This is a genomic window from Bradyrhizobium sp. Kon56 (assembly GCF_055807635.1).
Genome location: NZ_JBVVOU010000020.1, coordinates 1 through 26,385, shown reverse-complemented (window position 1 = coordinate 26,385; position 26,385 = coordinate 1). Strand labels below are relative to the sequence as shown.

At 64.4% G+C, this 26,385-nt stretch carries 25 protein-coding genes and 1 tRNA gene; 15 read left to right on the top strand and 11 right to left on the bottom strand.

From position 1 onward, the window contains the following. Positions 1 to 2: 2 nt before the first annotated feature. From AC0L3B_RS26730 to AC0L3B_RS26710, 5 genes are all read right to left on the bottom strand, one after another. Positions 3 to 3,221: an efflux RND transporter permease subunit gene (locus AC0L3B_RS26730; RefSeq protein ID WP_473381384.1), complete on the bottom strand. Its 3,219-nt coding sequence runs from the start codon at positions 3,219 to 3,221 to the stop codon at positions 3 to 5. After that, positions 3,214 to 4,203: a divalent metal ion exporter adaptor subunit IhpB gene (ihpB, locus tag AC0L3B_RS26725; protein ID WP_473381383.1), complete on the bottom strand. Its 990-nt coding sequence runs from the start codon at positions 4,201 to 4,203 to the stop codon at positions 3,214 to 3,216. The genes AC0L3B_RS26730 and ihpB overlap by 8 nt, the downstream gene beginning before the upstream one ends. After that, positions 4,200 to 5,474 (bottom strand): divalent metal ion exporter subunit IhpA, encoded by a 1,275-nt coding sequence (gene ihpA / locus AC0L3B_RS26720; protein WP_473381382.1) that lies wholly within the window; start codon positions 5,472 to 5,474, stop codon positions 4,200 to 4,202. Before ihpA ends, ihpB begins: the two co-directional genes overlap by 4 nt. Before the next feature lie 56 nt (positions 5,475 to 5,530). Further along, positions 5,531 to 5,893, bottom strand: a complete 363-nt coding sequence (locus tag AC0L3B_RS26715; RefSeq protein ID WP_085353356.1) for a hypothetical protein — start codon at positions 5,891 to 5,893, stop codon at positions 5,531 to 5,533. 120 nt (positions 5,894 to 6,013) lie between these two features. Continuing rightward, entirely contained in the window at positions 6,014 to 6,238 is a 225-nt protein-coding gene (locus tag AC0L3B_RS26710) for a protein-tyrosine phosphatase family protein (protein ID WP_018455102.1), read from the bottom strand. Positions 6,239 to 6,591: 353 nt separating this feature from the next. On the opposite strand from AC0L3B_RS26710, the gene AC0L3B_RS26705 reads away from it, so the two are divergent. After that, positions 6,592 to 7,485, top strand: coding sequence for a hypothetical protein (locus AC0L3B_RS26705; protein WP_473381381.1), 894 nt, complete (start codon positions 6,592 to 6,594; stop codon positions 7,483 to 7,485). Between the two features lie 55 nt (positions 7,486 to 7,540). On the opposite strand, the gene pepT is transcribed toward AC0L3B_RS26705, so the two are convergent. The 6 genes from pepT to AC0L3B_RS26675 form a co-directional block, all read right to left on the bottom strand. Further along, the gene (gene pepT / locus AC0L3B_RS26700; protein ID WP_473381380.1) at positions 7,541 to 8,791 is read right to left on the bottom strand and encodes a peptidase T; all 1,251 of its coding nucleotides are present in this window, start codon (positions 8,789 to 8,791) and stop codon (positions 7,541 to 7,543) included. 101 nt (positions 8,792 to 8,892) lie between these two features. Further along, the gene (locus AC0L3B_RS26695) at positions 8,893 to 9,207 is read right to left on the bottom strand and encodes an HU family DNA-binding protein (RefSeq protein WP_018455099.1); all 315 of its coding nucleotides are present in this window, start codon (positions 9,205 to 9,207) and stop codon (positions 8,893 to 8,895) included. A gap of 193 nt (positions 9,208 to 9,400) precedes the next feature. Then, positions 9,401 to 9,477: transfer RNA gene (locus AC0L3B_RS26690), tRNA-Asp, on the bottom strand. A 160-nt stretch (positions 9,478 to 9,637) separates the two neighbouring features. Beyond that, positions 9,638 to 9,841: a hypothetical protein gene (locus tag AC0L3B_RS26685; protein ID WP_085384802.1), complete on the bottom strand. Its 204-nt coding sequence runs from the start codon at positions 9,839 to 9,841 to the stop codon at positions 9,638 to 9,640. Positions 9,842 to 9,982: 141 nt separating this feature from the next. Further along, entirely contained in the window at positions 9,983 to 11,278 is a 1,296-nt protein-coding gene (locus AC0L3B_RS26680; RefSeq protein ID WP_473381379.1) for a spinster family MFS transporter, read from the bottom strand. A gap of 60 nt (positions 11,279 to 11,338) precedes the next feature. After that, complete coding sequence (locus AC0L3B_RS26675) at positions 11,339 to 12,529, bottom strand: aromatic ring-hydroxylating dioxygenase subunit alpha (protein WP_247375171.1); 1,191 nt, start codon at positions 12,527 to 12,529, stop codon at positions 11,339 to 11,341. A 179-nt stretch (positions 12,530 to 12,708) separates the two neighbouring features. On the opposite strand from AC0L3B_RS26675, the gene AC0L3B_RS26670 reads away from it, so the two are divergent. From AC0L3B_RS26670 to AC0L3B_RS26605, 14 genes are all read left to right on the top strand, one after another. Then, positions 12,709 to 13,224, top strand: coding sequence for a MarR family winged helix-turn-helix transcriptional regulator (locus AC0L3B_RS26670; protein ID WP_018455095.1), 516 nt, complete (start codon positions 12,709 to 12,711; stop codon positions 13,222 to 13,224). A gap of 187 nt (positions 13,225 to 13,411) precedes the next feature. After that, complete coding sequence (locus AC0L3B_RS26665) at positions 13,412 to 15,661, top strand: TonB-dependent siderophore receptor (RefSeq protein WP_473381405.1); 2,250 nt, start codon at positions 13,412 to 13,414, stop codon at positions 15,659 to 15,661. A gap of 572 nt (positions 15,662 to 16,233) precedes the next feature. Next, entirely contained in the window at positions 16,234 to 16,599 is a 366-nt protein-coding gene (locus AC0L3B_RS26660; RefSeq protein WP_008136158.1) for an NADH-quinone oxidoreductase subunit A, read from the top strand. After that, complete coding sequence (locus tag AC0L3B_RS26655; protein WP_026232875.1) at positions 16,596 to 17,177, top strand: NuoB/complex I 20 kDa subunit family protein; 582 nt, start codon at positions 16,596 to 16,598, stop codon at positions 17,175 to 17,177. The genes AC0L3B_RS26660 and AC0L3B_RS26655 overlap by 4 nt, the downstream gene beginning before the upstream one ends. An 11-nt stretch (positions 17,178 to 17,188) precedes the next feature. Beyond that, on the top strand, positions 17,189 to 17,803 hold the full coding sequence (locus AC0L3B_RS26650; protein WP_085384778.1) for an NADH-quinone oxidoreductase subunit C: 615 nt from the start codon (positions 17,189 to 17,191) through the stop codon (positions 17,801 to 17,803). 2 nt (positions 17,804 to 17,805) lie between these two features. Beyond that, positions 17,806 to 19,002, top strand: coding sequence for an NADH-quinone oxidoreductase subunit D (locus AC0L3B_RS26645; protein ID WP_007603549.1), 1,197 nt, complete (start codon positions 17,806 to 17,808; stop codon positions 19,000 to 19,002). Then, complete coding sequence (locus AC0L3B_RS26640) at positions 19,002 to 19,964, top strand: FkbM family methyltransferase (protein ID WP_162496315.1); 963 nt, start codon at positions 19,002 to 19,004, stop codon at positions 19,962 to 19,964. Before AC0L3B_RS26645 ends, AC0L3B_RS26640 begins: the two co-directional genes overlap by 1 nt. Positions 19,965 to 19,976: 12 nt before the next feature. Then, positions 19,977 to 20,588 carry an NADH-quinone oxidoreductase subunit NuoE gene (nuoE, locus tag AC0L3B_RS26635; protein ID WP_247370258.1) on the top strand — a complete coding sequence of 204 codons (612 nt, stop codon included), beginning with the start codon at positions 19,977 to 19,979 and terminating at the stop codon, positions 20,586 to 20,588. Beyond that, positions 20,588 to 20,791: a hypothetical protein gene (locus tag AC0L3B_RS26630; protein WP_026232874.1), complete on the top strand. Its 204-nt coding sequence runs from the start codon at positions 20,588 to 20,590 to the stop codon at positions 20,789 to 20,791. The genes nuoE and AC0L3B_RS26630 overlap by 1 nt, the downstream gene beginning before the upstream one ends. A 15-nt stretch (positions 20,792 to 20,806) precedes the next feature. Beyond that, complete coding sequence (gene nuoF, locus AC0L3B_RS26625; RefSeq protein WP_247370261.1) at positions 20,807 to 22,132, top strand: NADH-quinone oxidoreductase subunit NuoF; 1,326 nt, start codon at positions 20,807 to 20,809, stop codon at positions 22,130 to 22,132. A 5-nt stretch (positions 22,133 to 22,137) separates the two neighbouring features. Further along, entirely contained in the window at positions 22,138 to 24,213 is a 2,076-nt protein-coding gene (gene nuoG, locus AC0L3B_RS26620; protein ID WP_473381378.1) for an NADH-quinone oxidoreductase subunit NuoG, read from the top strand. A gap of 4 nt (positions 24,214 to 24,217) precedes the next feature. Then, a complete protein-coding gene (gene nuoH, locus AC0L3B_RS26615; protein ID WP_018455085.1) occupies positions 24,218 to 25,285 on the top strand; it encodes an NADH-quinone oxidoreductase subunit NuoH in 1,068 nt (355 codons plus the stop codon). A gap of 14 nt (positions 25,286 to 25,299) precedes the next feature. Continuing rightward, the gene (nuoI, locus tag AC0L3B_RS26610) at positions 25,300 to 25,788 is read left to right on the top strand and encodes an NADH-quinone oxidoreductase subunit NuoI (RefSeq protein ID WP_026232873.1); all 489 of its coding nucleotides are present in this window, start codon (positions 25,300 to 25,302) and stop codon (positions 25,786 to 25,788) included. A 9-nt stretch (positions 25,789 to 25,797) separates the two neighbouring features. Further along, positions 25,798 to 26,385 (top strand): NADH-quinone oxidoreductase subunit J (locus AC0L3B_RS26605; protein WP_473381377.1); only part of this gene is annotated, 588 nt, incomplete at its 3' end.

Sequence of the window (26,385 nt, the reverse complement as noted above, 5' to 3'; positions counted from 1 at the left end):
CTCTATCGCTCCCTGGACGCTGCCAAATCAGGCGCTATTGTAGGCGTTTCGGCAGCCCCGTCACGGCGGAACAGCACGTAGAGCGCCGGCAGCACCAGCAGCGTCAGCACGGTCGAGGAGATGATACCGCCGATCACCACGGTCGCAAGCGGCCGCTGCACCTCGGCACCGGCCCCGGTGGCAAGGGCCATCGGCACGAAGCCGAGGGACGCGACGAGGGCCGTCATCAGCACCGGACGCAGGCGTGTCAGCGCGCCCTCGCGCACCGCGTCGGCAACGGGGTGGCCCTCGCTGCGCAGCCGCTCGATGAAGGCGATGATGACGAGCCCGTTGAGGACGGCGACGCCCGACAGTGCGATGAAGCCGACGCCGGCGCTGATCGACAGCGGAATACCACGCAGCAGCAGCGCCATGACGCCGCCGGTCAGTGCCAGCGGCACGCCGGAGAACACGAGCGCCGCATCAGCCGCCGATCCCATGCCCATGAACAGCAGCAGGAAGACCAGCAGCAACGCCACCGGCACCACGAGCGTCAGCCGCTTGGTGGCGGAGACCAGCTGCTCGAACTGTCCGCCCCAGCCGATCCAGTAGCCCGGCGGCAGCTTGACCTTCTCCGCGACGGCTGCCTCGGCCTCGGTGACGAAGGAGCCGAGATCGCGCGCGCGGACATTGGCGGTGACCACAATGCGCCGCTTGCCGTTCTCGCGGCTGATCTGGTTCGGGCCAGGCGTCGCTTCGACGGTTGCGACCGACGACAGCGGCACATAGCGCATCTGGGCAAGGGGAGGGACGGGCAATGCGGTCCGGATTGGCGCGCCGATTGCTGCTTCCTCACCCGGCGGCAGCGGGATCGGGATCGCCCGGATGACCTCGAGATCGCCGCGCAGATGTTCCGGCAGGCGCACGACGATGTCGAAGCGGCGGTCGCCCTCGAACAGCTTGCCGGCCGACTTGCCGCCGACCGCGATCTCGACGATGCCCTGCACCTCGCTGATGCTGAGCCCATACCGGGCGAGCGCCTGGCGGTCGAGGCGGACGGTGAGGATCGGCAGGCCCGAGACCTGCTCGATCTTGACGTCGCTGGCGCCGCGGATGCCGCGGATCGCGGCTTCGACCTGTTTTGCCGCGCCTTGCAGGATCTCGAGGTCGTCGCCGAAGATCTTGACGCCGACGTCGCTTCGCACGCCGGAGATCAACTCGTTGACGCGGAACTGGATCGGCTGGGAGATTTCATAGGCGCTGCCGGGGATGTCGTCAGCGGCACGGGCGATGGCCTCGATCACCTCGGCCTTGGAGCTGCCAGGGTCGGGCCATCCGGCGCGCGGCTTCAGCATGATGTAGCCGTCGGTCTGTGCCGGCGACATCGGGTCGGTTGCGATCTCGGCGGTGCCGATGCGGGTGAAGAACTCCTTCACCTCCGGAATCTGCTTGACGCGCTTTTCCAGCGCCTTTTGCAGGTCCAGCGACTGGGTCAGGCTGGTGCCGGGAATCCGGATCGAGGCCAGCGCGACGTCGCCTTCGTCCAGGCTCGGGATGAACTCGCCGCCCATGCGCGCGGCGGCAACGCAGCTTGCGACCACGGTGATGGCGGCCATGATTGCGACGCCGAGGCGATGGTCGATCGCCAGCCGGAGCACGGGGAGATAGGCGCGCTTCGCCAGCCGCATGAACAGGTTTTCGTGTTCGGACACCTTGCCGGTGACGAAGATGGCAACCGCCGCCGGCACGAAGGTGATGGAGAACAGCACCGCGGCACCCAGCGCCATCAGCACCGTCAGGGCCATCGGCGTGAACATCTTGCCCTCGACGCCGGTCAGCGTCAGCACCGGCAGGTAGACCACTGCGATGATGAGCGTTCCGAACAGGCTCGGCTTGATCACCTCGCTCGACCCACTCCGGATCGCGCGCAGCCGTTCGGAGATCGTGAGCAGGCCGCCTTTCTCGCGCTGGACCTCGGCCAGCATGCGCAGGCAGTTCTCGACGATGATCACGGCGCCGTCGACGATGATGCCGAAATCGATTGCACCCAGGCTCATCAGGTTCGCGCTTACCTTGGTCTCGACCATGCCGGTGACCGTCATGGCCATGGACAGCGGAATGACGCAAGCCACCACCAGCGCGGCGCGGATGTTGCCGAGGATCAGGAACAGCACGGCCACGACCAGGGCCGCGCCTTCCAGCAGATTGCTCTCGACGGTGCGGATGGTGGCTTCGACCAGATCGGTGCGGTCGTAGACGGTCCGCGTCACGACGCCGTCGGGCAGCGATTTGGCGATATCCTTCAGCCGGGCCGCGACACGGCGCGCCACGGTGCGGCTGTTCTCGCCGATCAAAAGCATGGCGGTGCCGAGCACGGTTTCCTCGCCATCGCGCGTTGCGGCTCCCGTGCGCAAATCGCGGCCTTCGGTGACGGTCGCGATATCCCTGATCCTGACGGGATTGCCGCCGCGCGAGCCGATGACGATGTCCCTGATTTCGCCGACATTGCCGACCTGGCCCGGCGAGCGAACCAGATATTGCTCGCCGTTGCGCTCGATATAGCCGGCGCCGACATTGGCATTGTTGGCGGCGAGCGCCGTCATGACGTCGCGAAAGCCGAGCCGGTAGGCCATCAGCTTGCCGGGATCGGGGAGCACATGGAATTGCCGCTCGAAGCCGCCGATGGTGTTGACCTCGATCACCCCCGGCACGTTGCGAAGCTGCGGCTTGATGATCCAGTCCTGCACGGTGCGCAAGTCGGTCAGCGAATAGTCGTGGCCGCCTTGCGTCTTCGCGCCCGCCTTGGCCTCGACGGTGTACATGAAGATTTCGCCGAGCCCGGTCGAGACCGGTCCCATCGCGACCTCGACGCCGGCCGGAAGCTGGTCCTTCACCTGCTGGATCCGTTCGCCGACGAGCTGGCGGGCAAAGTAGATGTCGGTGCCGTCCTTGAAGACGACGGTCACCTGACTCAGGCCGTAGCGCGACAGCGAGCGCGTGTAGTCGAGCTTGGGCAGCCCGCCCATCGCGGTCTCGACCGGGAAGGTGATGCGCTGCTCGGTTTCCAGCGGCGAATAGCCGGGGGCGCGGGTGTTGATCTGGACCTGGACGTTGGTGATGTCAGGCACGGCGTCGATCGGAAGGCGTTGGAAATTCCACGCTCCGAAAGCGACGGCGCCGAGCGCGAGCAGCAGGACCAGCCAGCGCTGCTGCAGCGAGACCGCGATGAGGCGCTCAATCATGTTCGGCCTCGCCTTTGCCCATCTCCGCCTTTACGACGAAGCTGTTTTCCGCGACGTAATGCTCGCCGGCGGAAAGGCCGGCCCTGATCTCGACATGGCGCGGATCGGAATCGCCGAGCTCAACGGGACGCGCCTCGATCTTGTCGCCATCCTCGCGGACGAACACGATGGTCCTGTTCTCCAGCGTCTGGATCGCGCTTTTGCGCACGGCGACCGCGACGTCGCGCGCGGCGAGGATCAGCCGTGCCGTGACGAACAGGCCGGGACGCAAGCGTCCGTCCGGATTTGGCAGCACCACGCGCGCCAGCGCGGTCTGGGTCTCGCTCGAGCCGATCGGGGCCATGTAGGAGATGGTGCCCTTGATCTCGCCGCGGCCGTCGTCGGGATCGATCAGCACCTCGTCGTTGAGGCGGACGCGCCGCAGATCCTGGCGATAGATCGACAGATCGACCCAGATAGTGGAGAGGTCGGCGACGACGAAGGCCGGCTTCTGCTCGGAGGCGTATTCGCCGAGCGAGATCTGCCGCTCGATGACGGTGCCGGCAAGCGGCGCCTTGAGCTCGTAGACGGTGAGGCTCTGGTTGCTCTCGATCGCGGCGAGCAGATCGTCCTTGCCGACCTTGTCGCCGATGCGCTTCTGGATCGATTTGGCAACGCCGGGAAAGCGCGGCGTCACCTGCACCACGGCTTCCTGGTTGGCGCGCAGGATGCCGTTGAAGGCGAGCGTGTCGGTCAGCGTGACGCTCCCGGCTTCCGCCAACGTCACGCCGGCGGCGGCAAGCTTGACGTCGGAGATGCGGATCCGATCGGCACCGTGCTCGTCCTGCTCGACATGGTCGTTCGGCTTCTCCGGCTTCTTGTCCGCGGCGTGTTCGGCATGCTCGACCCTGGCCGGGCCGAGCAGGGAATAGCCGTAAGCGCCAAATGCGACGCCAAGCGCGGCGGCAACGAATGCGACGAGGATGTTGGAGGACGTCTTCATCGTGCGCTCTCCCGCGCCAGCGTGAAGGGATTACCGACGAGGCCTTCGATGGTCGCCACCCCCGCGTGGAAATTCTGCAGCGCCTCCTGCTCGCGCAGCAGCGCCTGGGTGACGCTGGCCTGGGCATCGAGCACTTCGAGCAGGCTGAAGCGGCCCTGGCCATAACCTTGCGCGATGGCGTCAGAGGCTTCGGTGGCCTTGGGAATGGCGCTCTCGCGCAGCACCGCGAGCTCGCGCAGCGAGCCCTGGAGCGAATCGTAGGCGCGGCCGGCGACCACGATCAGCGTGTTGCGGTTGGCCTCGCGCTCGGCCTTGGTCTTGGCGAGGCTTTCCTGGGCCGAAAGGATATTGCCCTGGTTCTGGTCGAACACGGGGATCGGCACCGAGACGGTGAGGCGCGCCGCGTCGTCATTGGTCTCGTTGAAATGGCGCCAGCCGGCGGCGATCCGCACGTCGGGATAGGGCCGTAGCCGCGCCAGCAACAGCTCGGCGTTGCGCTGGGCATAGATCGCGGTCCAGCGCACCAGCTGCGGATTGGCATCGATCGCGGCGACGACCGACTGGAACGTCGGCGGCCGGCCCATGGTGTCGAGCCGTCCGGAGACCTCGCCGAATTTCGGTGCCGCGTCGCCCATCAAGACCGCAAGCTCGCGCCGGGCGCTGGCCAGCGTCGCCTTGAAGCGCTCGCGGTCGGCCTTCACCAGTGCGGACGCCACCTCCGCACGGCCGGTCTCGGCCGGCGAGGAGGCGCCGGCCTCGACGCGTCGGCGCAAAAGCGGCGTCAGCCGGTCGATGGCGGTGATCTGCTCGTCGAGGATCTGGATGCGCCGCTGTGCGCCGAGCACGCTGAGGAAGGCGATCGCGGTCTCCGACAGCACCTCCAGCCTGACGGCTTTGCGCTGGATCGCGGCGACCTCGATGCCGGCGACGCCAGCTGCAATCCGCGCGTCGCGCTTGCCGAACAGCTCGAAGGCCTGGCTGATCTGGAACGTGGTCTCGGCCGATCGTGTGCCGCGATAGATGCCGGACCCGAACGAATTGTCCTGTTCGTAGGTCAGTTCCGGATTGAGAAGCGCACCTGCCTGGATGCGCTGGCCCGTGGCGATGCCGACATCGCGCTCCGCCGCGGTCAGCCGCGGGCTCGCGGCCAGCGCGCGCGAAAGCGCGCTCCGCATCGTCAGAGTCTGGGCGTGAGATGGCGCAAGCGCCGATCCGGCAATCAGACACGCTGCCGCGCACGCCAGGCGCACGGCCATTCCCCTGAAAAACATGAAACCGACCTGTGAGGATGAACCGAATGGACGCTCGTGGCGCCCGACCAATCCGTTCAGGCCATATGTTTGGGAGGCGGGGAGTCGGTGTCGGGAACAATGCCGGCGAGCCGGGGTGCGCGTTGCGGGCGCGATGCGGACACGAGCCCGATCGATCCGGCCGGTGGCGTCGGCTGCGCCACCGTCACCGAGAAGCAGCCATGGCAATGATGCCCGCCGATGGCCTTGTGGTCGTTGTGATCCGCCGAGCCGTCAAGCACCGCGCTGATCTCCGAGCCGCCACCGGGCGTGGTGACGTCGATGTCGTGCAGGCCATGCAGCGCTCCCGCGAGCAGGTAGACGACCGCGATCAGCACAGACAGCAGCCCGCGCCAGTTGCGCGGCCGGCATGATCCTGAGGGCTGGCGGTTCGCGAGCACGACGTCACTCTGGTTGCGGTCTGCGCCCGGCCTAGCATGGCGTTGGGAACAGTGTCGACCCGCAACATTGTTACGTTCCGGGAACAATTGCCGCAGCGCTCGCGAAGACGGCAGCTCTTCTCATTGGCGTGTGATCAAGCTCAGCCGAGCATCGGCTGCCGCTCCGCGTGCCACGTTCGGCATATCGCCGCCTTCGACCGTGACGACGGCGCGGCAGCCCGCTTCCATGGCCCGTTCCAGCCATTTGATGGCTTCATCGATCCACTGGTCGTGGTGCTCGGGATCGGCGATCGCCTTTTCCCGGAATGCATCTGCCTGATGAAGGCACGCGGTTCTGCGATCCACGCGGCTCTCCCGATCCGGAGGTTCCCGCCCCGAGCGCATCCTTGATGATCCGAGAGCCGGCGTCGTTAACATAGGACAGGAACCGGCGCACAAAAAGAAAGCCCCAGCCGGGACTTACCGGCTGAGGCTTTCGTGCTCACAAACTTCATCCTTGGGACTTGGACAGATAATCCGCATCGCGCGGGTTCGTTCCCGCGGGCTCGGTCCAATTTGGAACGTTCCTTGTTCATTGTGATTAGCGACGAGGAGAAATTGAGGAGGACGGACCATGGACGGATTGATTTATCTCATCGGCTTGATCGTGGTGGTCATGGCGATCTTGTCGTTCTTCGGCTTGCGCTGAGAGAGCGGCGATGACCATGGAAACTCTCATACGGGAAGACATCGTGGAAGGCGGCGGCGTCGCTGCCGATGAAAGGCGCATCATCCAGTGGAGCTCGGTGATCGCAGGCGCTTTGGCTGCCGGCGCAATGTCGTTCATCCTGGTCGGCTTTGGAGTCGCCGTCGGCCTGGGCGTCAGTTCAGCCTCGCCGACATGGCGCGATGCATCGGCGGCGCTGGCTTTGCTGTCGGGGCTGTATCTGATCATCCAGGCGATTATCAGCTTCGGCTTCGGCGGCTATATCGCCGGCCGGACGACGCGACCAGCCCCGGCGGTCACAACGATCGAAGACGAGGGCGAACGGCGGGACGGGCTGCATGGCCTGATGTCCTGGGCGCTCGCCGTGCTGCTTGGTGCCGCTCTGCTCGCGATGCTCGGCGCAGCTGCGATTGACCGCTCGCCGATGCGCAGTTCGGCGAGCAGTACCTCCGCCGCCGAGCCTCTGTTGAGCTACGAGCTGGATAAGCTGTTTCGCGCAGCGCGGCGGCCCCCCAACACCGACCTCAGGGAACCTCGTGCCGAAGCGGGACGCATCCTGATGACGTCGTCGAGCCACAGCGGCGTCAGCACCGATGACCGGGCCTACCTCGTGCAGCAGGTGGCCGCGTTGACGGGACTTGCGGCACCCGACTCGGAACGACGGGTCGATGCGCTGATCGCAGACTCGCGGACGGCCATCAATCGGGCGCGACGTAACTCCATCATCGTCGCCTTCTCCGTTGCGGCAGCAACCCTGATCGGCGCTGCGGTGGCCTGGGCTGCGGCTGTTGCCGGTGGCCGGCATCGCGACGGCGCGCCGCTCCCGAACTGGATGGCGAGCTCCAACCGCTTCCATCGCTCTCCGCGTGCGATGCGGGTGCCGTAACGTGCAGGACGATGGCCGGGAGCGATCCCGGCCATATTGCCTTTTGACGAGAGGCCTAAGCCTTCTCCTCCCAGATCATGGCGAGATGGACGATCGTCTGCACCGCCTTCTCCATGTCCTGCCGGCTGACCCATTCGAGCCGGGAGTGAAATGCGTGCTCGCCGGCGAAGATGTTGGGGCAGGGCAGTCCCATGAAGGACAGGCGGGAGCCGTCGGTGCCGCCGCGGATCGCGGTGCGCATCGGGCGCAGGCCGGCGCGGCGGATCGCTTCGATGGCGTATTCAAGAATGTGCGGGTGGCGATCGATCACCTGCTTCATGTTGCGGTACTGCTCCCGCACCTCGAATGTGTAAGTCGAGCGCGGAAAATCCTTCATCACGTCCTTGACGATGTTCTCGAGCAGGATCTCCTTCTCCTTCAGCCCTTCCTCGGTGAAGTCGCGCACAATGAAGGAGAGCGTAGCCTGCTCCAGCGCACCCTCGATCCCGATCGGATGCAGAAAACCCTGCTTGCCTGATGTCGTCTCGGGCGAGCAGCCTTCCCGGGGCAGACGCTCGACGATGGCGGCGGCGATCTTGATGGCGTGCTCCATCTTGCCCTTGGCATAGCCGGGATGGGCGCTGACGCCGTTGATGGTGATGGTGGCGCCGTCCGCCGAGAAGGTCTCGTCCTCGACGCTACCCGCGCTCTCGCCGTCCATGGTGTAGCCGAAATCAGCGCCGAGCTTCTTGATGTCGACATTGTCGACGCCGCGGCCGATCTCCTCGTCCGGCGTGAACAGGATCTTGATGGTGCCGCGCTTCACTTGCGGGTTGTTGATGAAGAAATGCGCGGCATCCATGATCTCAGCCACGCCGGCCTTGTTGTCGGCACCGAGCAGCGTGGTGCCGTCGGTGGTGATGATGTCGTTGCCGATCTGGTTCTTCAGCGCCGGATGCTCGGCGAAGCGGATCACCTGGCTGGTATCGCCCGGCAGCGTGATGTCGCCGCCGCGATAGTTCTTCACCATCTGCGGCTTGATGTCGTTGCCGGTGACGTCGGGCGAAGTGTCCATGTGCGAGCAGAAGCAGATCACGGGCACCTTCTTGGTCGTGTTCGCCGGGATCGTTCCATAGACGTAGCCGTAATCATCGAGATGAGCGTCCTCGACGCCCATCTCCCTGAGCTCGGCGGCGAGCACACGGCCGAGATCTTTCTGTTTCTCGGTCGATGGCGAGGCCGGGGATTCCGGATCGGATTGGGTGTCGATGGTGACGTAGCGCAGGAAGCGCTCGGTCACGGTATGCGAAAAGGTGAGGGAGGACATTTCTGGTCAAACCGCCGGGTCAGGGGAGAGAGGCGGTATACCAGAAAAGCAGGGTGCGGTGAGGCCGGAGGAGGCTGATCAGGCTAACGAAACGTGAGTGGTCAGATCGCCTCTTTTAGTTCCTTGACGGGGCGGAAGGCGACCTTCTTGGTGGCTTTGATGTGGATCGGCTCGCCCGTGGCGGGATTGCGGCCGGTGCGGGCGGCGCGCTTGCGGACCTGGAGGATGCCAAGGCCGACGATGCGGACGCGGTCGCCCTTCTTCAGGTGCTTGGTGATGAGTTCGACCATGTCGGTCAGAACGGCCTCGGCGCGCTTCTTCGACAGGTCCTGGCTCTCCGCAATGTCGGCGGCGAGGTGCTTGAGCGTGATGGTGGCGGGCGCGGCAGGCTTCTTCGTGGAATCCTTCTTAGCCATATCTGGCCTCCTCAATCACAGGGGCCCCGGAAAAGGCGGTAAAGGGTGGGGATCCCTCCAAGTCCTGCAAGGCCTAGACGATTCGGGCTTCGGCTGACTATGGCGCAAGTTCTCGACGGATGCCGGCGATCGCCGTCACGGCAGCGAAAGGCGTGTAGAAGTTTGTTCTAAGGCTATGAAGGAATTGCCAAAATGGCGCGAGAGACGGGGCTCGAACCCGCGACCTCCGGCGTGACAGGCCGGCGCTCTAACCAACTGAGCTACTCCCGCGTGGTTCGCTGACAGCGCGCGGAACGAGGGGGGACTTAAAGGCGGGGCTGGGTGAAGTCAAGGATGTTGCGCTTCGTCGGCACATCCCGGCTAAGCATTGCTCTGGAAAACGAAAAAGGCCGCCATGCGGCGGCCTCTGTCAGCCCGGAGCGGGGCGGTGTCAGCGGATCTCCGACGTCCCGGCGCTGGTTACCACGACCGGCTTGCCGGCCTTGATCACATGGGCGGACTGGGCGGTCTGGCTGTAATCGGCATTGGTGCGGGCTGCGATCCCGAAGCCGGCCACTGCAATTCCGGCCACCAGCGCCACCACCACGATCTTCAGGTGGGTCGCACGATCAGCAGAGTGGATAGAGTGGTTCATCTGAGCCTCCCGACGGGCTTTGCCGCCGTCTATGGCTCGTCTTGTAAAGACCGTCTGTTTCCGGATGGTTTCGCGGGTTCCGCAAAATGGTTTCATTAATGCGCTCGGTTGGTTTCGCTGGGCTTGCGGCCTGTACCGGCGTCAGGCGGCCGCCCGGCCGATATCGTCCCGGATCGAGCGCGCCGCCCAGACGAACAGGAGTGCCCCCAGCGTGGTCGTGACCGCCGCCGAGAGCAGGGAATAGCGCACCGCGTCGGCGCCGTAAGCGCCCTTCAGGGCATCGTTGACCACGCCCACGGCGAGCGGGCCGAGGCCCTGGCCGAAGCAGGTGGCAGTGAGCGCGATCAGGGCGGAGGCCAGCGCCCGCATGCTCGGCTTGGCGACCGTCTGCGCGATCGCGAAGATCGGTCCGAGATGGAAGCCGACCAGGAACGAGGTCAGCGCCAGCGTGGCCACCATCAGCGCAAAGTCCTGCGTCAGCATGCACAGCGCGAACACCGGGCCGGCAAGGCCCGAGGTGATGGCGGGCGCCCACAGCTTCCAGCGGTCGTCGCGGCGCCTGATCTGCGCCACCACGAAGCCGCCGAGCAGGGTGCCGGCCATGCCGGCGAGACCCTTGAAGGTGCCGGCATAGGTGCCGATCTCCGCGCTCGACAGATGGTGCACACGCGCCAGGAACGGCGGGATCCACGCCGCGGTCGCATAGTTCGTGTAAGTGGTGAGACAGAAGCCGATCAGCACGATGATGAAGCTTCGCTGCGAGGCCAGGAAGCGCAGCGTCGGCCCGAGCGGCTCGGGCACGAAATTCTCCTGCATGGCGCCGCGCTTCGGCTCGGAGATCGTCAGCCACAGGACAATAGCAAGCAGGATGCCGGGCAGGCCCGCAACGTAGAACGCCATCCGCCAGCCATAGTGCTGGTTGACGTACCCGCCCACGAAATAGCCGAGGAATACGCCGAGATAGGTGCCGACGGCGTAGATGCCGAGCGCGCGCGGACGCTCGTTCTTGGCGAAGAGGTCGGCCACGATCGATTGCGAGGCGGGCGAGCCTGCGGATTCGCCGATGCCGACGCCGATCCTCGCCAGCGCCAACGAGGTGACGCTCGAAGCGGCGCCGCACAACGCCGTCATCGCGCTCCAGAACGCGAAGGCGGCGGCGACGATGTTGCGCCGGTTGAGCCGGTCGGCGACGCGCGCGATGGGGATGCCGAGCAGGGAGTAGAACAGCGCGAATCCGAAGCCCGCGAGCAGGCCCATCATGGTATCGCTGAGCTGAAACTCCTTCTTGATCGGCTCGATCAGCACGTTGAAGATCGTGCGGTCGAGGAAGTTCAGCGCGTAGATGATCGTGAGCAGGCCTAGCACGTAATAGCGCCGCGCCGAGGGCTTTGCCGTCGCGGCCGTTTGCACCGACATTTGTGACGTCACATCGACCATCGCTTCCCCCAATTAGTCTTTGTTATCGTTGTCGGTCCAGCCCTGATTGGGGCTGGCAGGTCAGCCTTCGCGGATGTAATTCCCCGCTTCGAATTCGACGGGAGGCGCGCTTGCATCGAACGAGATTCCGATCGGATCGCGGCCTGCTTCCATCGCCTCGAGCTGGTCGCTCAGCATGCGTCGGATCATGAGGATGCCGCGGTCGCTCTGGCCGAAATGCTCCTCGGAATGGATGGTCTGCGGTCCCTGGCCGACCTGGGCTTCGTAATCGCCCGGAAATCGCTGATGTTCTTCCTCGGTCATGTCCCACCAGAATTTGCCGTTGAATTTCGAGCGCATGCGACCGATGTCGCCGGCGTTCTTGACGCGGCCGGCGACGTAGATGCGGAACGAGGTGTCGTCGATCGGCAGCGTCCAGCCGATCGACTCGACGCGGGCGAATTGCGCCACGCGCGGGTTTGGCACAACGCGCAAGGTGGGGAGCGCCGCCTCGGTGACGCGGTAAAACACCTTGCCGTCATCCTGCTTGCGGATCGAGCGCACGGCGATCCCGCGCGGCGTCTTGTCGAACGTCACCTCCGGCATCGATGCCATCATGTTGGTGAATTGCGGACCCGAGAACGAGCCGTGCAGCACCGGCACGTGGTAGGGATCGACCACGTTCTCGAAATGCTGGAGCCAGTTGCAGGGGATGATCGCGGGACCACCGCCGCCGATCGAGGAATCGTCGGCGTCGACGAACTCGCCGTCGTCCATGGTCTCCAGGCACTCATAGGCCGGCAGCACCGGGCGTTTCTCGGCGGGGCCCAGATAGGCGAAGATGAGCCCGTAGCGCTCCTCGACCGGATACCAGGGCTGGCGCACCTTGTCCTTGAACTGGCCGCCATCGGGCTCGCAGGGCTGCTCCAGGCAATGGCCCTCGGTGTCGAACTTCCAGCCGTGATAACAGCAGCGGATGCCGTCCTCCTCGACCTTGCCATAATAGAGCGTGGTGCCGCGGTGGCAGCAGCGGGCGTGCAGCAGGCCGGCGCGGCCGTGCTTGTCGCGGAACAGCACCAGATCCTCGCCGAGCGCGCGGACCTTCTTCGGAGTGTCGGTTGCGTCTCTGATGAGCCCGACCGGATGCCAGTAGCGGCGGAGCAGTTCGCCCATCGGCGTGCCGCGCATGACCGAGGTGAGCTCGGTGCGGGTGTGCGCCGGCTTCATCGCATAGGCCGTTCCGAGATCGCGATCCCGCTGCGTGATGGTCATGCTGGTCCTCCCGCAATCGGCCGTACCGGCCGGGCTTTTTTGATGCCTTGTACCAAGTGAAGATTAGATCGATGACAATGTCAACGATTTCCAAATGCCTCTTATCGCATTCGGATCAGGCTGGGGAGGTCGCGCTACCAAGACTTGGCACGCCGCGGCTTTCTTGGCAGAGGTGGACCATGAGCCAGACATCAGGCAGGGACGGGCGCACATCGTCCGATGCGGACGAAAGTCAGTCGCTGGCGCCGATCACCGTCATGCTGTCGTCGCGGCTGATGGTGCTGGCCAATTTGCTCAAGCGCGGCGCCATCCTGCGCTACAAGCGTCTCGCCGGATTGTCATCGGTCGAGTTCGGCCTGGTCGCCTCGCTTGGCCGGCGGCCGCCGATGAGCGTGGCGCGGCTCGCGGAAGCCGTCGGCCAGGACAAGGGGCAGATCAGCCGCGCGCTTGCGGAACTCGTGTCGCGCAAGCTGATCGCGAAATCGGCGAACCCGAAGGATAGCCGCGAGGTGCTGGTCTCGCTGACCGCAACGGGCCTCGCGGCGCACGATGCGATCGTCGCCGGTGCGCAGGAGCGCAATCGGCGTTTGCGCGAACATCTGAGCGAAGCCGAGTTCGAGACGCTGCTGCAGCAGGTCGATCAATTGACGGCAATCGCCGCCGAGATGCTTGAGAGCGAGAAGATTTCGCGCTGACGTTTCGGCAATCCGGGAACATGTTGGATCGCTTCCAAGACCGTTTTTAAGACTCCTTCTAAGAGGCTTTCAATTAGGGAATTCGCGCGCGCTGCCCTAAGCGTCACCGCAAGCGCATGCCGTCATGGGCCGACAGCATGTGCCATCAGAACACGCAGTTTTGGGGTTGCGCGTGAACAGTCTTGGAATGCTGCGGTCGGCCATGTTGGCGACCGCATCCGCTTGGGTTTTGCTGCCGCAGGCATCGCTTGCACAATCTCCTGCGCAGATTGGCGCGCAGAACATTCCGTCGGTGACCGTCACCGCGCCGGAAGCGCGCCGACGAGCCATCTCCGTGCAGCGCCGTGCGCCGCGATCGTCCCAGCAGACCGCCAACCGAAACAGGCCGCAGCCGCCGCGCAATGTCGGTTTCGTCGAGACCCCGCTCGGCCCGGTGCACGGCTACGTCGCCGGCCGCAGCTCGTCCGGCACCAAGACCAACACGCCGATCATGGAGACGCCGCAGGCGGTGTCGGTGATCGGCGCGGAGCAGATTCGCGACCAGAAGGCGAACAAGCTCGACGAGGTCCTGCGCTATACTGCTGGAGTCCGCGCCGGGACCTTCGGCGCGGACACGCGCAACGACTGGTGGCTGATCCGCGGCTTTAAGTCCGACGACGTCGGACTGTTTCTCGACGGCATGCAGCTGTTCTACACCTCCTATGCGAGCTGGAAGCTCCAGACGCCCAACATGGAGCGCGTCGAGGTGCTGCGCGGTCCATCGGCCGTGCTCTATGGCGGATCGAGCCCGAGCGGCATCGTCAACGTCATCAGCAAGATGCCGCCGGCGGAGCCCGTCCGTTTCATCGAGACCGGCGTCAACAATTTCGGCAACGCCTATGTCGGCTTCGATGTTGCCGGTCCGGTCGCAACGAGCCACGAGAACGGCAAGCTGTTCTACCGCGTCGTCGGTCAGGTCCAGAACGGCCCCACGCAGGTCAATTTCACGCCGGACAACAACTACTTCATCGCGCCGTCGGTGACCTGGAAGCCGGACGCCGACACGAGGTTCACGGTACTGGCTTCAGCTTCCCGGCAGGAAACCCGTGGCATCAACTTCCTGCCCTATGAGGGCACGGTGACCAACGCTCGGTTCGGCAAGATCCCGACCAGCTTTTTCGCTGGCGATCCCAGCGTCGACAAGTTCACGCGCGAGCAGGAGATGCTTGGCTATCAGTTCGAGCGCAATCTCACCGACGATTTGACGTTCCGGCAGAATGCGCGCTTTGCCCATGTCGATGTGACCTATCGCGGCTATGTCGGCAATAATTGGGCTGACATCAACACGGCCAGTCTCGGTCGCTATAATTGGTATGCGAAGAACACCGCCAACCAGGCCAATCTCGACAATCAGCTGGAGTACCGCTTCAACACCGGCGCGGTGCGGCATACGATGCTGTTCGGGGTCGATTTAAAGGGCTACCAGATCGACGATTATCAGGCTTTCAACTTCGGCACCGTCCCTTCGATCAACGTCTTCAATCCCGCCTACGGGTTTGACATTCCGTTGACGGGCGCACCGTTCCGCAACTTCCAGATCACGCAGAAGCAGGCCGGCACCTATCTTCAGGACCAGATGAAGCTCGGCAACTTCACGCTGGTGCTGAGCGGCCGCAACGATTGGGTCGAGACGACGCAGGCTGCCCGTGATACCGGCGCCACGCTTGCCAGCCGCGACGACAGCAGGTTCAGCGGGCGCGCCGGGCTGATCTACAATTTCGACAACGGCATCGCGCCCTATGTGTCCTACGCCACGAGCTACAATCCGATCATCGGCCTCAACGCGCAAAACCAGCTGTTCCTGCCGGAGACCGGCCAACAGACGGAAATCGGCGTGAAGGTCGCGCCGCGGGGATTTGACGGCTACTTCACCGCTTCGGTGTTCGACTTGAAACGTCAGCATGTGGCAACGACCGATCCTGTCGTCACGACCTTGCAGAACCAGACCGGCGAGGTGACCTCGCGCGGCATCGAGCTCGAAGCGGTGGCGAACGCCACGCGTGAGCTGAAGCTGATCGGCTCGTTCACGGCCTACCATTTGTTCAACAGCAGGGATCTGGACCCGTCTTTGGTCGGCAAGACCCCGACCAACACGCCTGAGCTCCTGGTGTCCGGCTGGGCGGACTACACCTTCAAGGACGGGCCACTCGCGGGGTTCGGCTTCGGCGGCGGTCTCCGCTATATCGGTTCGTCGTGGGCGGATACCGCCAATACCCTCGAGGTTCCCGCGGTCGTGCTCGGCGATCTCGCGTTCCACTATGAATGGCAGAACTGGCGCACCGCGCTGAACGTGATCAACCTGACCGACAAGATCTACGTCGCGAGCTGCGCGGCGGCGTCATCCTGCTTCTACGGCGACCGCCGGCGCGTCACCGCCAGCGTCTCCTACAAATGGTGAGGCAAATGACGAGAACAGGCGAGGGAAGGCCATCGTGAGAGCCTGACCGGCCCGTCGCCGGCTTCCACCACGAGATCGATGAGCTCGCGGGCCATGCCCCCCGGCCCGAAGCTCATGCGAGTGCGGCGCGCGACGACCCAGCCATGTCGCCGCCGCGCTCGCCACCCATTTTCCGCTGCGGCGAAGTGGGCGCCTCCTGCCCGACACATTCGCCAGACGAGCCCAGGTCCGATCGTGATGCATGGCTCCCGGGTCGCTCGCCCGATAATGGGCGCGCTTGGCCTCGTTATAATCTGGACTTTGCAGCGTCGCGGCCTAGATAAAGTGAGCCTTCCCAACCACGGACGTCACGGCCCAGCGCGTGTGGACTGATCGGGGCGCCCTTGCTGGGGCTGTCGATCTGCTCCATACCAGCCGCGGGGTGATTCCGGGATTTCCACCGTTCTGAGGGCGACAAAGGGCCTAAAAAGAGCGTGTCTTGCGCCCATTGGTGCACTGCGCTAAGGCTCAGAACAATTCCAAACTGGACGAATCCGTGGCTGTCCCGAGGCTGCGGGAAAAAGGGCTCGTCAATGAGCGGCATTCTGCAGAACTATCTTCCACTCGTCGTCTTCATAGGGGTAGCGGGCCTCATTGGCCTGGTGCTGCTGATCGCGCCGTTCATCGTGGCGTTCCAGCAGCCGGACCCGGAAAAGCTGTCGGCGTATGAGTGCGGTTTCAACGCCTTCGACGACGCCCGCATGAAGTTCGACGTCCGCTTCTATCTCGTCGCCATCCTCTTCATCATCTTCGACCTCGAGGTGGCGTTCCTGTTTCCCTGGGCGGTGGCGTTCGGCAAGCTTGGCGCGACCGGCTTCTGGTCCATGGTGGTGTTCCTCGCCGTGCTGACGGTCGGGTTCGCCTATGAATGGAAGAAAGGCGCACTGGAATGGGATTGACCCCTACGTCGTCCGCCGGTCCGGTTCTCGCGCCGGCCCCCAAGGGCATCCTGGACCCGTCGACCGGCAAGCCGGTCGGGGCCAATGATCCGTTCTTCCTCGAGGTCAATTCGGAACTGTCCGACAAGGGCTTCTTCGTGGCCGCGACCGACGACCTCATCACCTGGGCGCGCACCGGCTCGCTGATGTGGATGACCTTCGGTCTCGCCTGCTGCGCGGTCGAGATGATGCAGGTCTCGATGCCGCGCTACGACGTCGAGCGCTTCGGCTTCGCGCCGCGCGCTTCACCGCGTCAGTCGGACGTGATGATCGTCGCGGGGACCCTGACCAACAAGATGGCGCCTGCGTTGCGCAAGGTCTACGACCAGATGCCCGAGCCGCGCTACGTCATCTCGATGGGCTCCTGCGCCAACGGCGGCGGCTATTATCACTATTCCTACTCGGTCGTGCGCGGTTGCGACCGCATCGTGCCGATCGACATCTATGTGCCGGGCTGCCCGCCCACGGCGGAAGCGCTGCTCTACGGCGTGCTGCTGCTGCAGAAGAAGATCCGCCGCACCGGCACAATCGAACGCTAAGGTTTTACGTCATGGACGACGCCAAGCTCGACGCCCTGGGGCAGACGATCGTTAGCGCCCTTCCGGGCGCCGCCATCGGTCATTCGGTGGCCTTCAACCAACTCACGGTGGATGTCGAGGTCAGCAAAATCGTCGAGGTGGTCAAGTACCTCCGCGACGACCCGAGCTGCCGCTTCATCAACTTCACCGACATCACGGCCGCGGATTATCCGTCGCGCGAAAAACGCTTCGACGTGATCTATCACTTCCTGTCACCGACCTTGAACGCGCGGATCCGGCTCAAGGCCCAGGCGGACGAGACCACGCAGGTGCCGTCGCTGATCGAGGTGTTTCCCGGCGCCGACTGGTTCGAGCGCGAGGCCTATGACCTCTATGGCGTGATCTTCGTCGGTCATCCCGACATGCGCCGCCTCCTGACCGATTACGGCTTCGAGGGTCATCCGCTGCGCAAGGATTTCCCGACCACCGGCTTCCTCGAGGTCCGCTACGACGACCAGGAGAAGCGGGTGGTGTACGAGCCGGTCAGGCTCAACCAGGAATTCCGCAAGTTCGACTTTTTGTCCCCGTGGGAGGGCGCCGACTATCCGGTCCTTCCGGGCGATGAAAAAGCGGGGCCGAAGGTCTGATCATGAACGAGCAACCCGAACAGCTTCGCAACTTTACGATCAACTTCGGACCGCAGCATCCGGCTGCGCACGGCGTGCTGCGCCTGGTGCTGGAGCTTGACGGCGAAGTCGTCGCCCGCGTCGATCCGCATATCGGTCTGCTGCATCGCGGCACCGAAAAGCTGATCGAGCAGAAGACCTATCTGCAGGCGATCCCTTATTTCGACCGCCTCGACTACGTCGCGCCGATGAACCAGGAGCACGCCTTCTGCATGGCTGCAGAAAAGCTGCTCGGCATCGAGGTGCCGCGCCGCGCGCAGCTGATCCGCGTGCTCTATTGCGAGATCGGCCGCATCCTGTCGCATTTGCTCAACGTCACCACGCAGGCGATGGACGTCGGCGCGCTGACCCCGCCGCTGTGGGGCTTTGAAGAGCGCGAAAAGCTGATGGTGTTCTACGAGCGCGCCTCCGGCAGTCGCATGCACGCAGCCTATTTCCGCGTCGGCGGCGTGCATCAGGACCTGCCGCAGAAGCTGGTCGACGACATCGACGCCTGGTGCGATCCGTTCCTGAAAGTGGTCGAAGATCTCGACCGGCTGCTCACCGCCAACCGCATCTTCAAGCAGCGCAACGTCGACATCGGCGTCGTGTCGCTGAAGGAAGCTTGGGAGTGGGGCTTCTCGGGCGTGATGGTGCGCGGCTCGGGCGCGGCGTGGGATCTGCGCAAGTCGCAGCCCTATGAATGCTACGCCGAGATGGATTTCGATATCCCGATCGGCAAGAACGGCGACTGCTATGACCGCTATCTGATCCGCATGGAAGAGATGCGCCAGTCCGTGCGCATCATGAAGCAGTGCATCCAGAAGCTGAACGCGGCCGACGGGAAGGGTCCCGTCGTCGTCGAGGACAACAAGGTCGCGCCGCCGCGCCGTGGCGAGATGAAGCGCTCGATGGAAGCGCTGATCCACCACTTCAAGCTCTACACCGAAGGCGTCCACGTGCCCGCCGGCGAGGTCTACGCCGCGGTCGAGGCGCCGAAGGGCGAGTTCGGCGTCTTTCTGATCTCGGACGGCACCAACAAGCCCTACAAGTGCAAGATCCGCGCGCCCGGCTTTGCGCATCTGCAGGCGATGGACCACATCTGCCGCGGTCATCTGCTCGCCGACGTCTCGGCGATCCTCGGCTCGCTCGACATCGTGTTCGGAGAGGTCGATCGGTGATGGCGCAGGCGCCGATCCAGTTTGACCGTGCCTCGGGGGCCCTTGAAGGGGCCAACCTGTGGGAGCGGACGGCTGCCTTGGCGCTGGTGACGGGATCGAAGATCTCGTCGCACTTCTCGCATATGGGCTACATCGCCTGCGCCAATCTGCTGCGCAAGACGCTGCCCGAGCGCAACATCGCGATCAAGCTCAACCCCGACGCCGTGTTCGAATTTCCCTACGGCGACGGCTATTGGAGCAAGCTGCTCAACCGCTCCTACAATTACGAGGACGAGCTGGAGCTGTTGTTCGCCGATTCCATCGACGTCGACTACACGCTGCTCGATTGCGGCGCGAATTACGGCTATTGGTCGGTGCTGGTGTCGAGCAAGCCGTTCGGCTCGCACAAGGCGATCGCGATCGAGCCGTCGGGGCAGAACTATCCGAAGCTTGACAACAACGCCCGCATTAACGCCAGCCGCTTCGAGACCATGAAATGCGCGATCGGCGCGGCCCGTGGCACCGCGCGTCTGTCAGGCACCAAGCACGAGGCCTTCAGCATCGCCGGCGATGCGTCGGCGGGCGGCGAGGACGTGCCGGTCATTGCGCTCGACAATCTGATCGACGACGGCAAGATCGCAGGCACCGGCAAGTACCTGATCAAGCTCGACGTCGAGGGCGTCGAGATCGAGGCGATCAAGGGCGGCGCCCGGCTGCTCCAGGCCGACAGCGTCGTCATGTGCGAGGAGCACGGCAGCGACCGTTCGCACGCGGTTTCGCGCTACATCCTCGAACACACCCCGCTGAAGCTGATCGTCTACGATCCCAGCACCCGACGTATGGAAACGGTGACCGAGCTGTCGATCCTCGACCGCATCAAGGTCTCCACCCACGTCGGCTACAATGTTTTCGGCACCGCAAGCGCATTCTGGCAGGACAGGATCAATGCCCTGAATGCGAAAACAGCGCGCCGCGTGCAGTGAGAGATTGAAGAGATGTCCGTTCGCCGATTAGCATCGAAGGAAGTCCAGCCCGCGAGCTTTGCGTTCACGGAGGAGAACCTCGCGTTCGCCAAGCAGCAGATCGCGAAATATCCGGCCGGACGCCAGGCTTCGGCCGTCATCGCCATCCTCTGGCGGGCGCAGGAGCAGCACGACGGCTGGGTCTCGGAAGCCGCGATCCGCGTCATCGCCGACATGCTCGACATGCCCTATATCCGCGTGCTCGAGGTCGCGACCTTCTACACGATGTTCCAGCTCGCCCCGGTCGGCAAGAAGGCCCACGTCCAGGTCTGCGGCACCACGCCGTGTCGCCTGCGCGGCGCTGAGGATCTGATCCACGTCTGCGAGCACCGCATTCATCACGAGCCCTTCCATCTCTCCAAGGACGGCAATTTCAGCTGGGAAGAGGTGGAGTGCCTCGGTGCCTGCGTGAATGCGCCGATGGTGCTGATCGGCAAGGACACATATGAGGATCTGACGAAGGAAAGCTTCGGCAAGGTGCTCGATGGCTTTGCCTCGGGCAATCCGCCCAAGCCCGGTCCGCAGAACGGCCGCCAGTTCTCGGCGCCGACCGGTGGGCCGACCACGCTGAAGGAAATCACCTGATGCGTGATCTCTCACCGCCAGTTGAAGGGAGCAGTGTTGTGAAGAAGTGGGGCTTCGTCGCAATGCATTCCGCCGTGGCGGCCACATTCATTTTCCTGCTTCAGCGCTTCGCACTGAACGCGTCGCTGGAATCCAGTCTGCTCTGGGCGCTGACCTTCGCCGTCTGCGCCGCCGGGCTTGCCTACAAGCAAGCCAACCGTTGATCGGAAAGCACTGACATGCTCGAGGACAAGGACCGCATCTTCAAGAACCTCTACGGCCTCCACGATTGGGGCCTCGAGGGCGCGCGGCGCCGCGGCGCCTGGGATGGTACGAAGAACATCATCGACAAGGGCCGTGACTGGATCATCAACGAGATGAAGGCGTCGGGGCTGCGCGGCCGCGGTGGCGCCGGCTTCCCGACCGGCCTGAAATGGTCGTTTATGCCGAAGGAGTCGACCGACGGAAGGCCGAGCTATCTCGTCGTCAATGCCGACGAATCCGAGCCCGGCACCTGCAAGGATCGCGAGATCATGCGGCACGATCCGCATCTCCTGATCGAGGGCTGCCTGATCGCGAGCTGCGCGATGAACGCGCATGCCTGCTACATCTATGTCCGCGGCGAGTTCATCCGCGAGCGCGAGCATCTCCAGGCGGCGATCGACCAGGCCTATGAGGCCAAGCTGGTCGGCAAGGACAACGTCAACGGCTGGCCCTTCGACATCTACGTCGCCCACGGCGCCGGCGCCTATATCTGCGGCGAGGAAACCGCGCTGCTCGAGAGCCTCGAAGGCAAGAAGGGCCAGCCGCGCCTGAAGCCGCCGTTCCCGGCCAATGTCGGCCTGTACGGCTGCCCGACCACCGTCAACAATGTCGAGTCGATCGCGGTTGCGCCCGACATCCTGCGCCGTGGCGCGGCATGGTTCGCCGGCATCGGTCGTCCGAACAATGTCGGCACCAAGCTGTTCTGCATCTCCGGCCATGTCGAGCGGCCCTGCAACGTCGAAGAGGCCATGGGCATTCCGTTCCGTGAGCTGATCGAGAAGCATTGCGGCGGCATCCGCGGTGGTTGGGACAACCTCAAGGCCGTGATCCCCGGCGGCTCCTCCGTGCGCATGGTGCCGGCCGAGCAGATCATCGACACGCCGATGGATTTCGACAGCTTGAGCAAGCTGCGCTCGGGTCTCGGCACCGCGGCCGTGATCGTGATGGACAAGTCGACCGATTTGATCCGCGCCATCGCCCGCATCTCCTATTTCTACAAGCATGAGAGCTGCGGCCAGTGCACGCCGTGCCGCGAAGGCACCGGCTGGATGTGGCGCGTCTTGACCCGCATGGCCGAAGGCCGCGCCCACAAGCGCGAGATCGACATGCTGCTGGAAGTCACCAAGCAGGTCGAAGGTCACACCATCTGCGCGCTCGGCGATGCGGCGGCGTGGCCGATCCAGGGCCTGATCGCGCATTTCCGTCATGAGATCGAAGCGCGCATCGACCAATATTCGCACAAGTCCGACATCGACGATATCGGCGTCCGCGATCCCATGAACATGGTCGCGGCGGAGTAGAGAGAATGACCAAGCTCATCATCGACGGTAAAGAGATCGATGTCCCCGCCGAATACACGCTGCTCCAGGCGTGCGAAGCGGCCGGCGCCGAGATTCCGCGCTTCTGCTATCACGAGCGGCTGTCGATCGCCGGCAATTGCCGGATGTGCCTCGTCGAGGTGAAGGGCGGCCCGAAGCCGGTCGCGAGCTGCGCCTGGGGCGTGCGCGATTGCCGTCCGGGTCCCAAGGGCGAGCCGCCGGAGATCTCCACCCGTTCGCCGATGGTGAAGAAGGCGCGCGAAGGCGTGATGGAATTCCTTCTGATCAACCATCCGCTGGATTGCCCGATCTGCGATCAGGGCGGCGAGTGCGACCTCCAGGACCAGGCGATGGGCTACGGTGTCGACACCAGCCGCTTCGCCGAGAACAAGCGCGCGGTCGAGGACAAATATCTCGGCGCGCTGGTCAAGACCTCGATGAACCGCTGCATCCAGTGCACCCGCTGCGTCCGCTTCTCGGCGGAAGTGGCCGGCGCCCCCGAAATGGGTGCGACCGGCCGCGGCGAGGACATGGAGATCACGACCTATCTCGAGCACGCGCTGACCTCGGAATTGCAAGGCAATCTCGTCGACATCTGCCCGGTCGGCGCGCTGACCTCGAAGCCCTATGCTTTCGCCGCGCGCCCGTGGGAGCTCCGCAAGACCCAGTCGATCGACGTGATGGACGGCGTGGGATCCGCGATCCGCGTCGACACCCGCGGCCGCGAAGTGATGCGTATCCTGCCGCGCATCAACGAGGCCGTGAACGAGGAGTGGATCTCCGACAAGACCCGTCACGTCGTCGACGGCCTGCGCACCCAGCGTCTCGACCGGCCCTATATCCGCGAAGCCGGCAAGCTGCGCGCGGCGAACTGGCCCGAGGCCTTTGCCGCGATCGCCGCGAAAGCGGCCCGCACCGACGGCAAGCGCATCGGCGCGATCGCGGGCGACCTCGCCGGCGTCGAAGAGATGTTCGCGCTGAAGGATCTGCTGGCCAAATACGGCTCGGCCAATCTGGCGGTGCAGGGCGGCGACGCCTTCGATCCCGCGCTCGGCCGCGGCTCCTACATCTTCAATCCGACGCTCGCCGGCGTGGAGCAGGCCGATGCGCTGCTCATCATCGGCGCCAATCCGCGGAAAGAAGCGGCCGTGTTCAACGCCCGCATCCGCAAGCGCTGGCGCGCCGGCGGCTTCAAGGTCGGCGTGATCGGCGCCAAGGCCGACCTCACCTACGATTATGACCATCTCGGCGCAGGCACCGACACGCTGGGCGAGCTCGCGGCCGGCAAGCACTCCTTCATGGATGTGCTGAAGAACGCCAAGAACCCGATCATCCTGGTCGGTGCGGGCGCCGCCTCGCGCCACGACGGCGCCGCCATTCTCGCCGCCGCTGCTAAGCTCGCGCTCGATGTCGGCGCGCTCAAGGACGGCTGGAACGGCTTTGGCGTGCTGCATGAGAGCGCCTCGCGCGTCGGGGCGCTCGACATCGGCTTTGTCGCCGGTCAGGGCGGACTGAACGCGGCGCAGATGACGACGTTCGGGACGCTCGATCTGCTGTTCCTGCTCGGCGCCGACGAGATCAAGCCGTCGGACGGCACCTTCGTCGTCTATATCGGCACCCACGGCGACCGCGGCGCCCATCGCGCCGACGTGATCCTGCCGGCCGCCGCCTATACCGAGAAGTCCGCGATCTACGTCAACACCGAAGGCCGCGTGCAAATGACCGGACGGGCCGCATTCCCGCCGGGCGAGGCCCGCGAGGACTGGGCGATTATCCGCGCGCTGTCGGAGGCGCTCGGCAAGAAGCTCGGCTATGACTCGCTTTCGGCCCTGCGCCAGGCGATCTTCAAGGCGGTGCCGCATCTGATCCGTCTCGACCAGACCGAGCCCGGCTCGGCCGACCAGATCAGGAAGCTCGCGGGGAAGGGCGGCACGACGGAGAAGGCCCCGTTCAAGCCGCTTGTCGAGGACTTCTATTTGACCAACCCAATCGCGCGTGCGTCCGCCGTGATGGCGGAATGTTCGCGGCTTGCCTCCGGGCAGATGCTGACCGCAGCGGAGTGAGCCGATGGAATTCTTCGAAAGCGCATTCTGGACCGGGTTCCTCTGGCCGCTGATCATCATGATCGCGCAGAGCGTCCTGGTGCTGGTCGTTCTGCTGGTGGCGATCGCCTACATCCTGCTCGCCGACCGCAAGATCTGGGCGGCGGTGCAGATCCGCCGCGGCCCGAACGTGGTTGGTCCCTGGGGCCTGCTGCAATCCTTCGCCGACCTCCTGAAGTTCGTGCTGAAGGAGCCGATCATCCCGTCCGGCGCCAACAAGGGCGTGTTTCTTCTTGCTCCCTTGGTCTCGTGCGTGCTCGCGCTCGCGGCCTGGGCGGTGATCCCTACCAATCTCGGCTGGGTGATCTCCGACATCAACGTCGGCGTTCTCTTCATCTTCGCGATCTCGTCGCTGTCGATCTACGGCATCATCATGGCCGGCTGGTCGTCGAACTCGAAATATCCGTTCCTCGCGGCGCTGCGCTCGGCGGCGCAGATGGTGTCCTACGAGGTCTCGATCGGCTTCGTCATCATCACGGTGCTGCTCTGCGCCGGCACGCTGAACCTCTCGGCCGTGGTCGAGGCGCAGCATGTCCGCGGCCTCGCCAGCCTGATCGGGCTGCCGCAGCTCACCATCCTGAACTGGTACGTCTGGCCGCTGTTCCCGATGTTCGTGATCTTCTACGTCTCGGCGCTGGCTGAAACCAACCGCCCGCCGTTCGACCTCGTCGAAGCAGAATCCGAGCTCGTCGCCGGCTTCATGGTCGAGTACGGCTCGACGCCGTATCTTCTGTTCATGCTCGGCGAGTATGTCGCGATTGCCACGATGTGCGCGATGGCGACGATCTTGTTTCTCGGAGGCTGGCTGCCGCCGGTGGACCTGCCGCCCTTCAACTGGGTGCCGGGGATCATCTGGTTCTCGCTGAAACTGTTCTTCATGTTCTTCCTGTTCGCGATGGCCAAGGCGATCGTGCCGCGCTACCGCTACGATCAACTGATGCGCCTCGGCTGGAAAGTGTTCCTGCCGTTGTCGCTGGCGATGGTGATCGTGGTGGCCGGTGTGCTGCACTTCGCCGACATCGCGCCGAAGTGAGGGCCGTCATGGGTATCAACATCAACGCCACTGCACGCTCGCTTCTGCTGTCGGAATTCGTCTCGGCGTTCTTCCTCGCCATGCGCTATTTCTTCCAGCCGAAGCCGACGCTGAACTATCCCTTCGAGAAGGGCCCGATCTCCCCGCGCTTCCGCGGCGAGCATGCGCTGCGCCGCTATCCGAACGGAGAAGAGCGCTGCATCGCCTGCAAGCTGTGCGAAGCGGTTTGCCCGGCCCAGGCCATCACCATCGAGGCCGGTCCGCGCCGCAACGACGGCACCCGCCGCACCGTGCGCTACGACATCGACATGGTGAAGTGCATCTATTGCGGCCTCTGCCAGGAAGCCTGTCCGGTCGACGCCATCGTCGAAGGTCCGAACTTCGAGTTCGCGACCGAGACCCGCGAGGAACTGTTCTATGACAAGGCCAAGCTGCTCGCCAATGGCGACCGCTGGGAACGCGAGATCGCGAAAGCGATCGAACTCGACGCGCCGTACCGGTGAGATGAGAGCATGATCCTTCCCGCGCTGTTCTTCTATCTGTTCGCCGGCGTCTGTGTCGCCTCGGCGGTGATGGTGATTGTCTCGCGCAATCCCGTGCACTCGGTGCTGTACCTGATCCTGGCCTTCGTCAACGCCTCCGGTCTGTTCGTGTTGATGGGCGCCGAATTCCTCGCGATGATCCTGATCGTCGTCTATGTCGGTGCGGTCGCGGTCCTGTTCCTGTTCGTGATCATGATGCTCGACGTCGACTTCCTCGAGCTGCGCGAGGGCTTCATCGAATACCTGCCGGTCGGCCTCGTGATCGGCGGCATCTTCCTGTTCGAGCTGCTGCTCACGGTCGGCTTCTGGGTCATCAACCCCGGCGTCGCCAAGACGATCACGGCGGCGATCCCGACCAACGTCTCCAATACCGAGGCGCTCGGCCTGGTGCTCTATACCAAGTACATCCACTACTTCCAGCTCTCGGGCATGGTGCTGCTGGTCGCGATGATCGGCGCCATCGTGCTGACGCTGCGGCACAAGGCGAGCGTCAAGCGGCAGGACATCAACATTCAGAACGCGCGCACGCCCGAAATAGCGATGGCGATACGCAAGGTG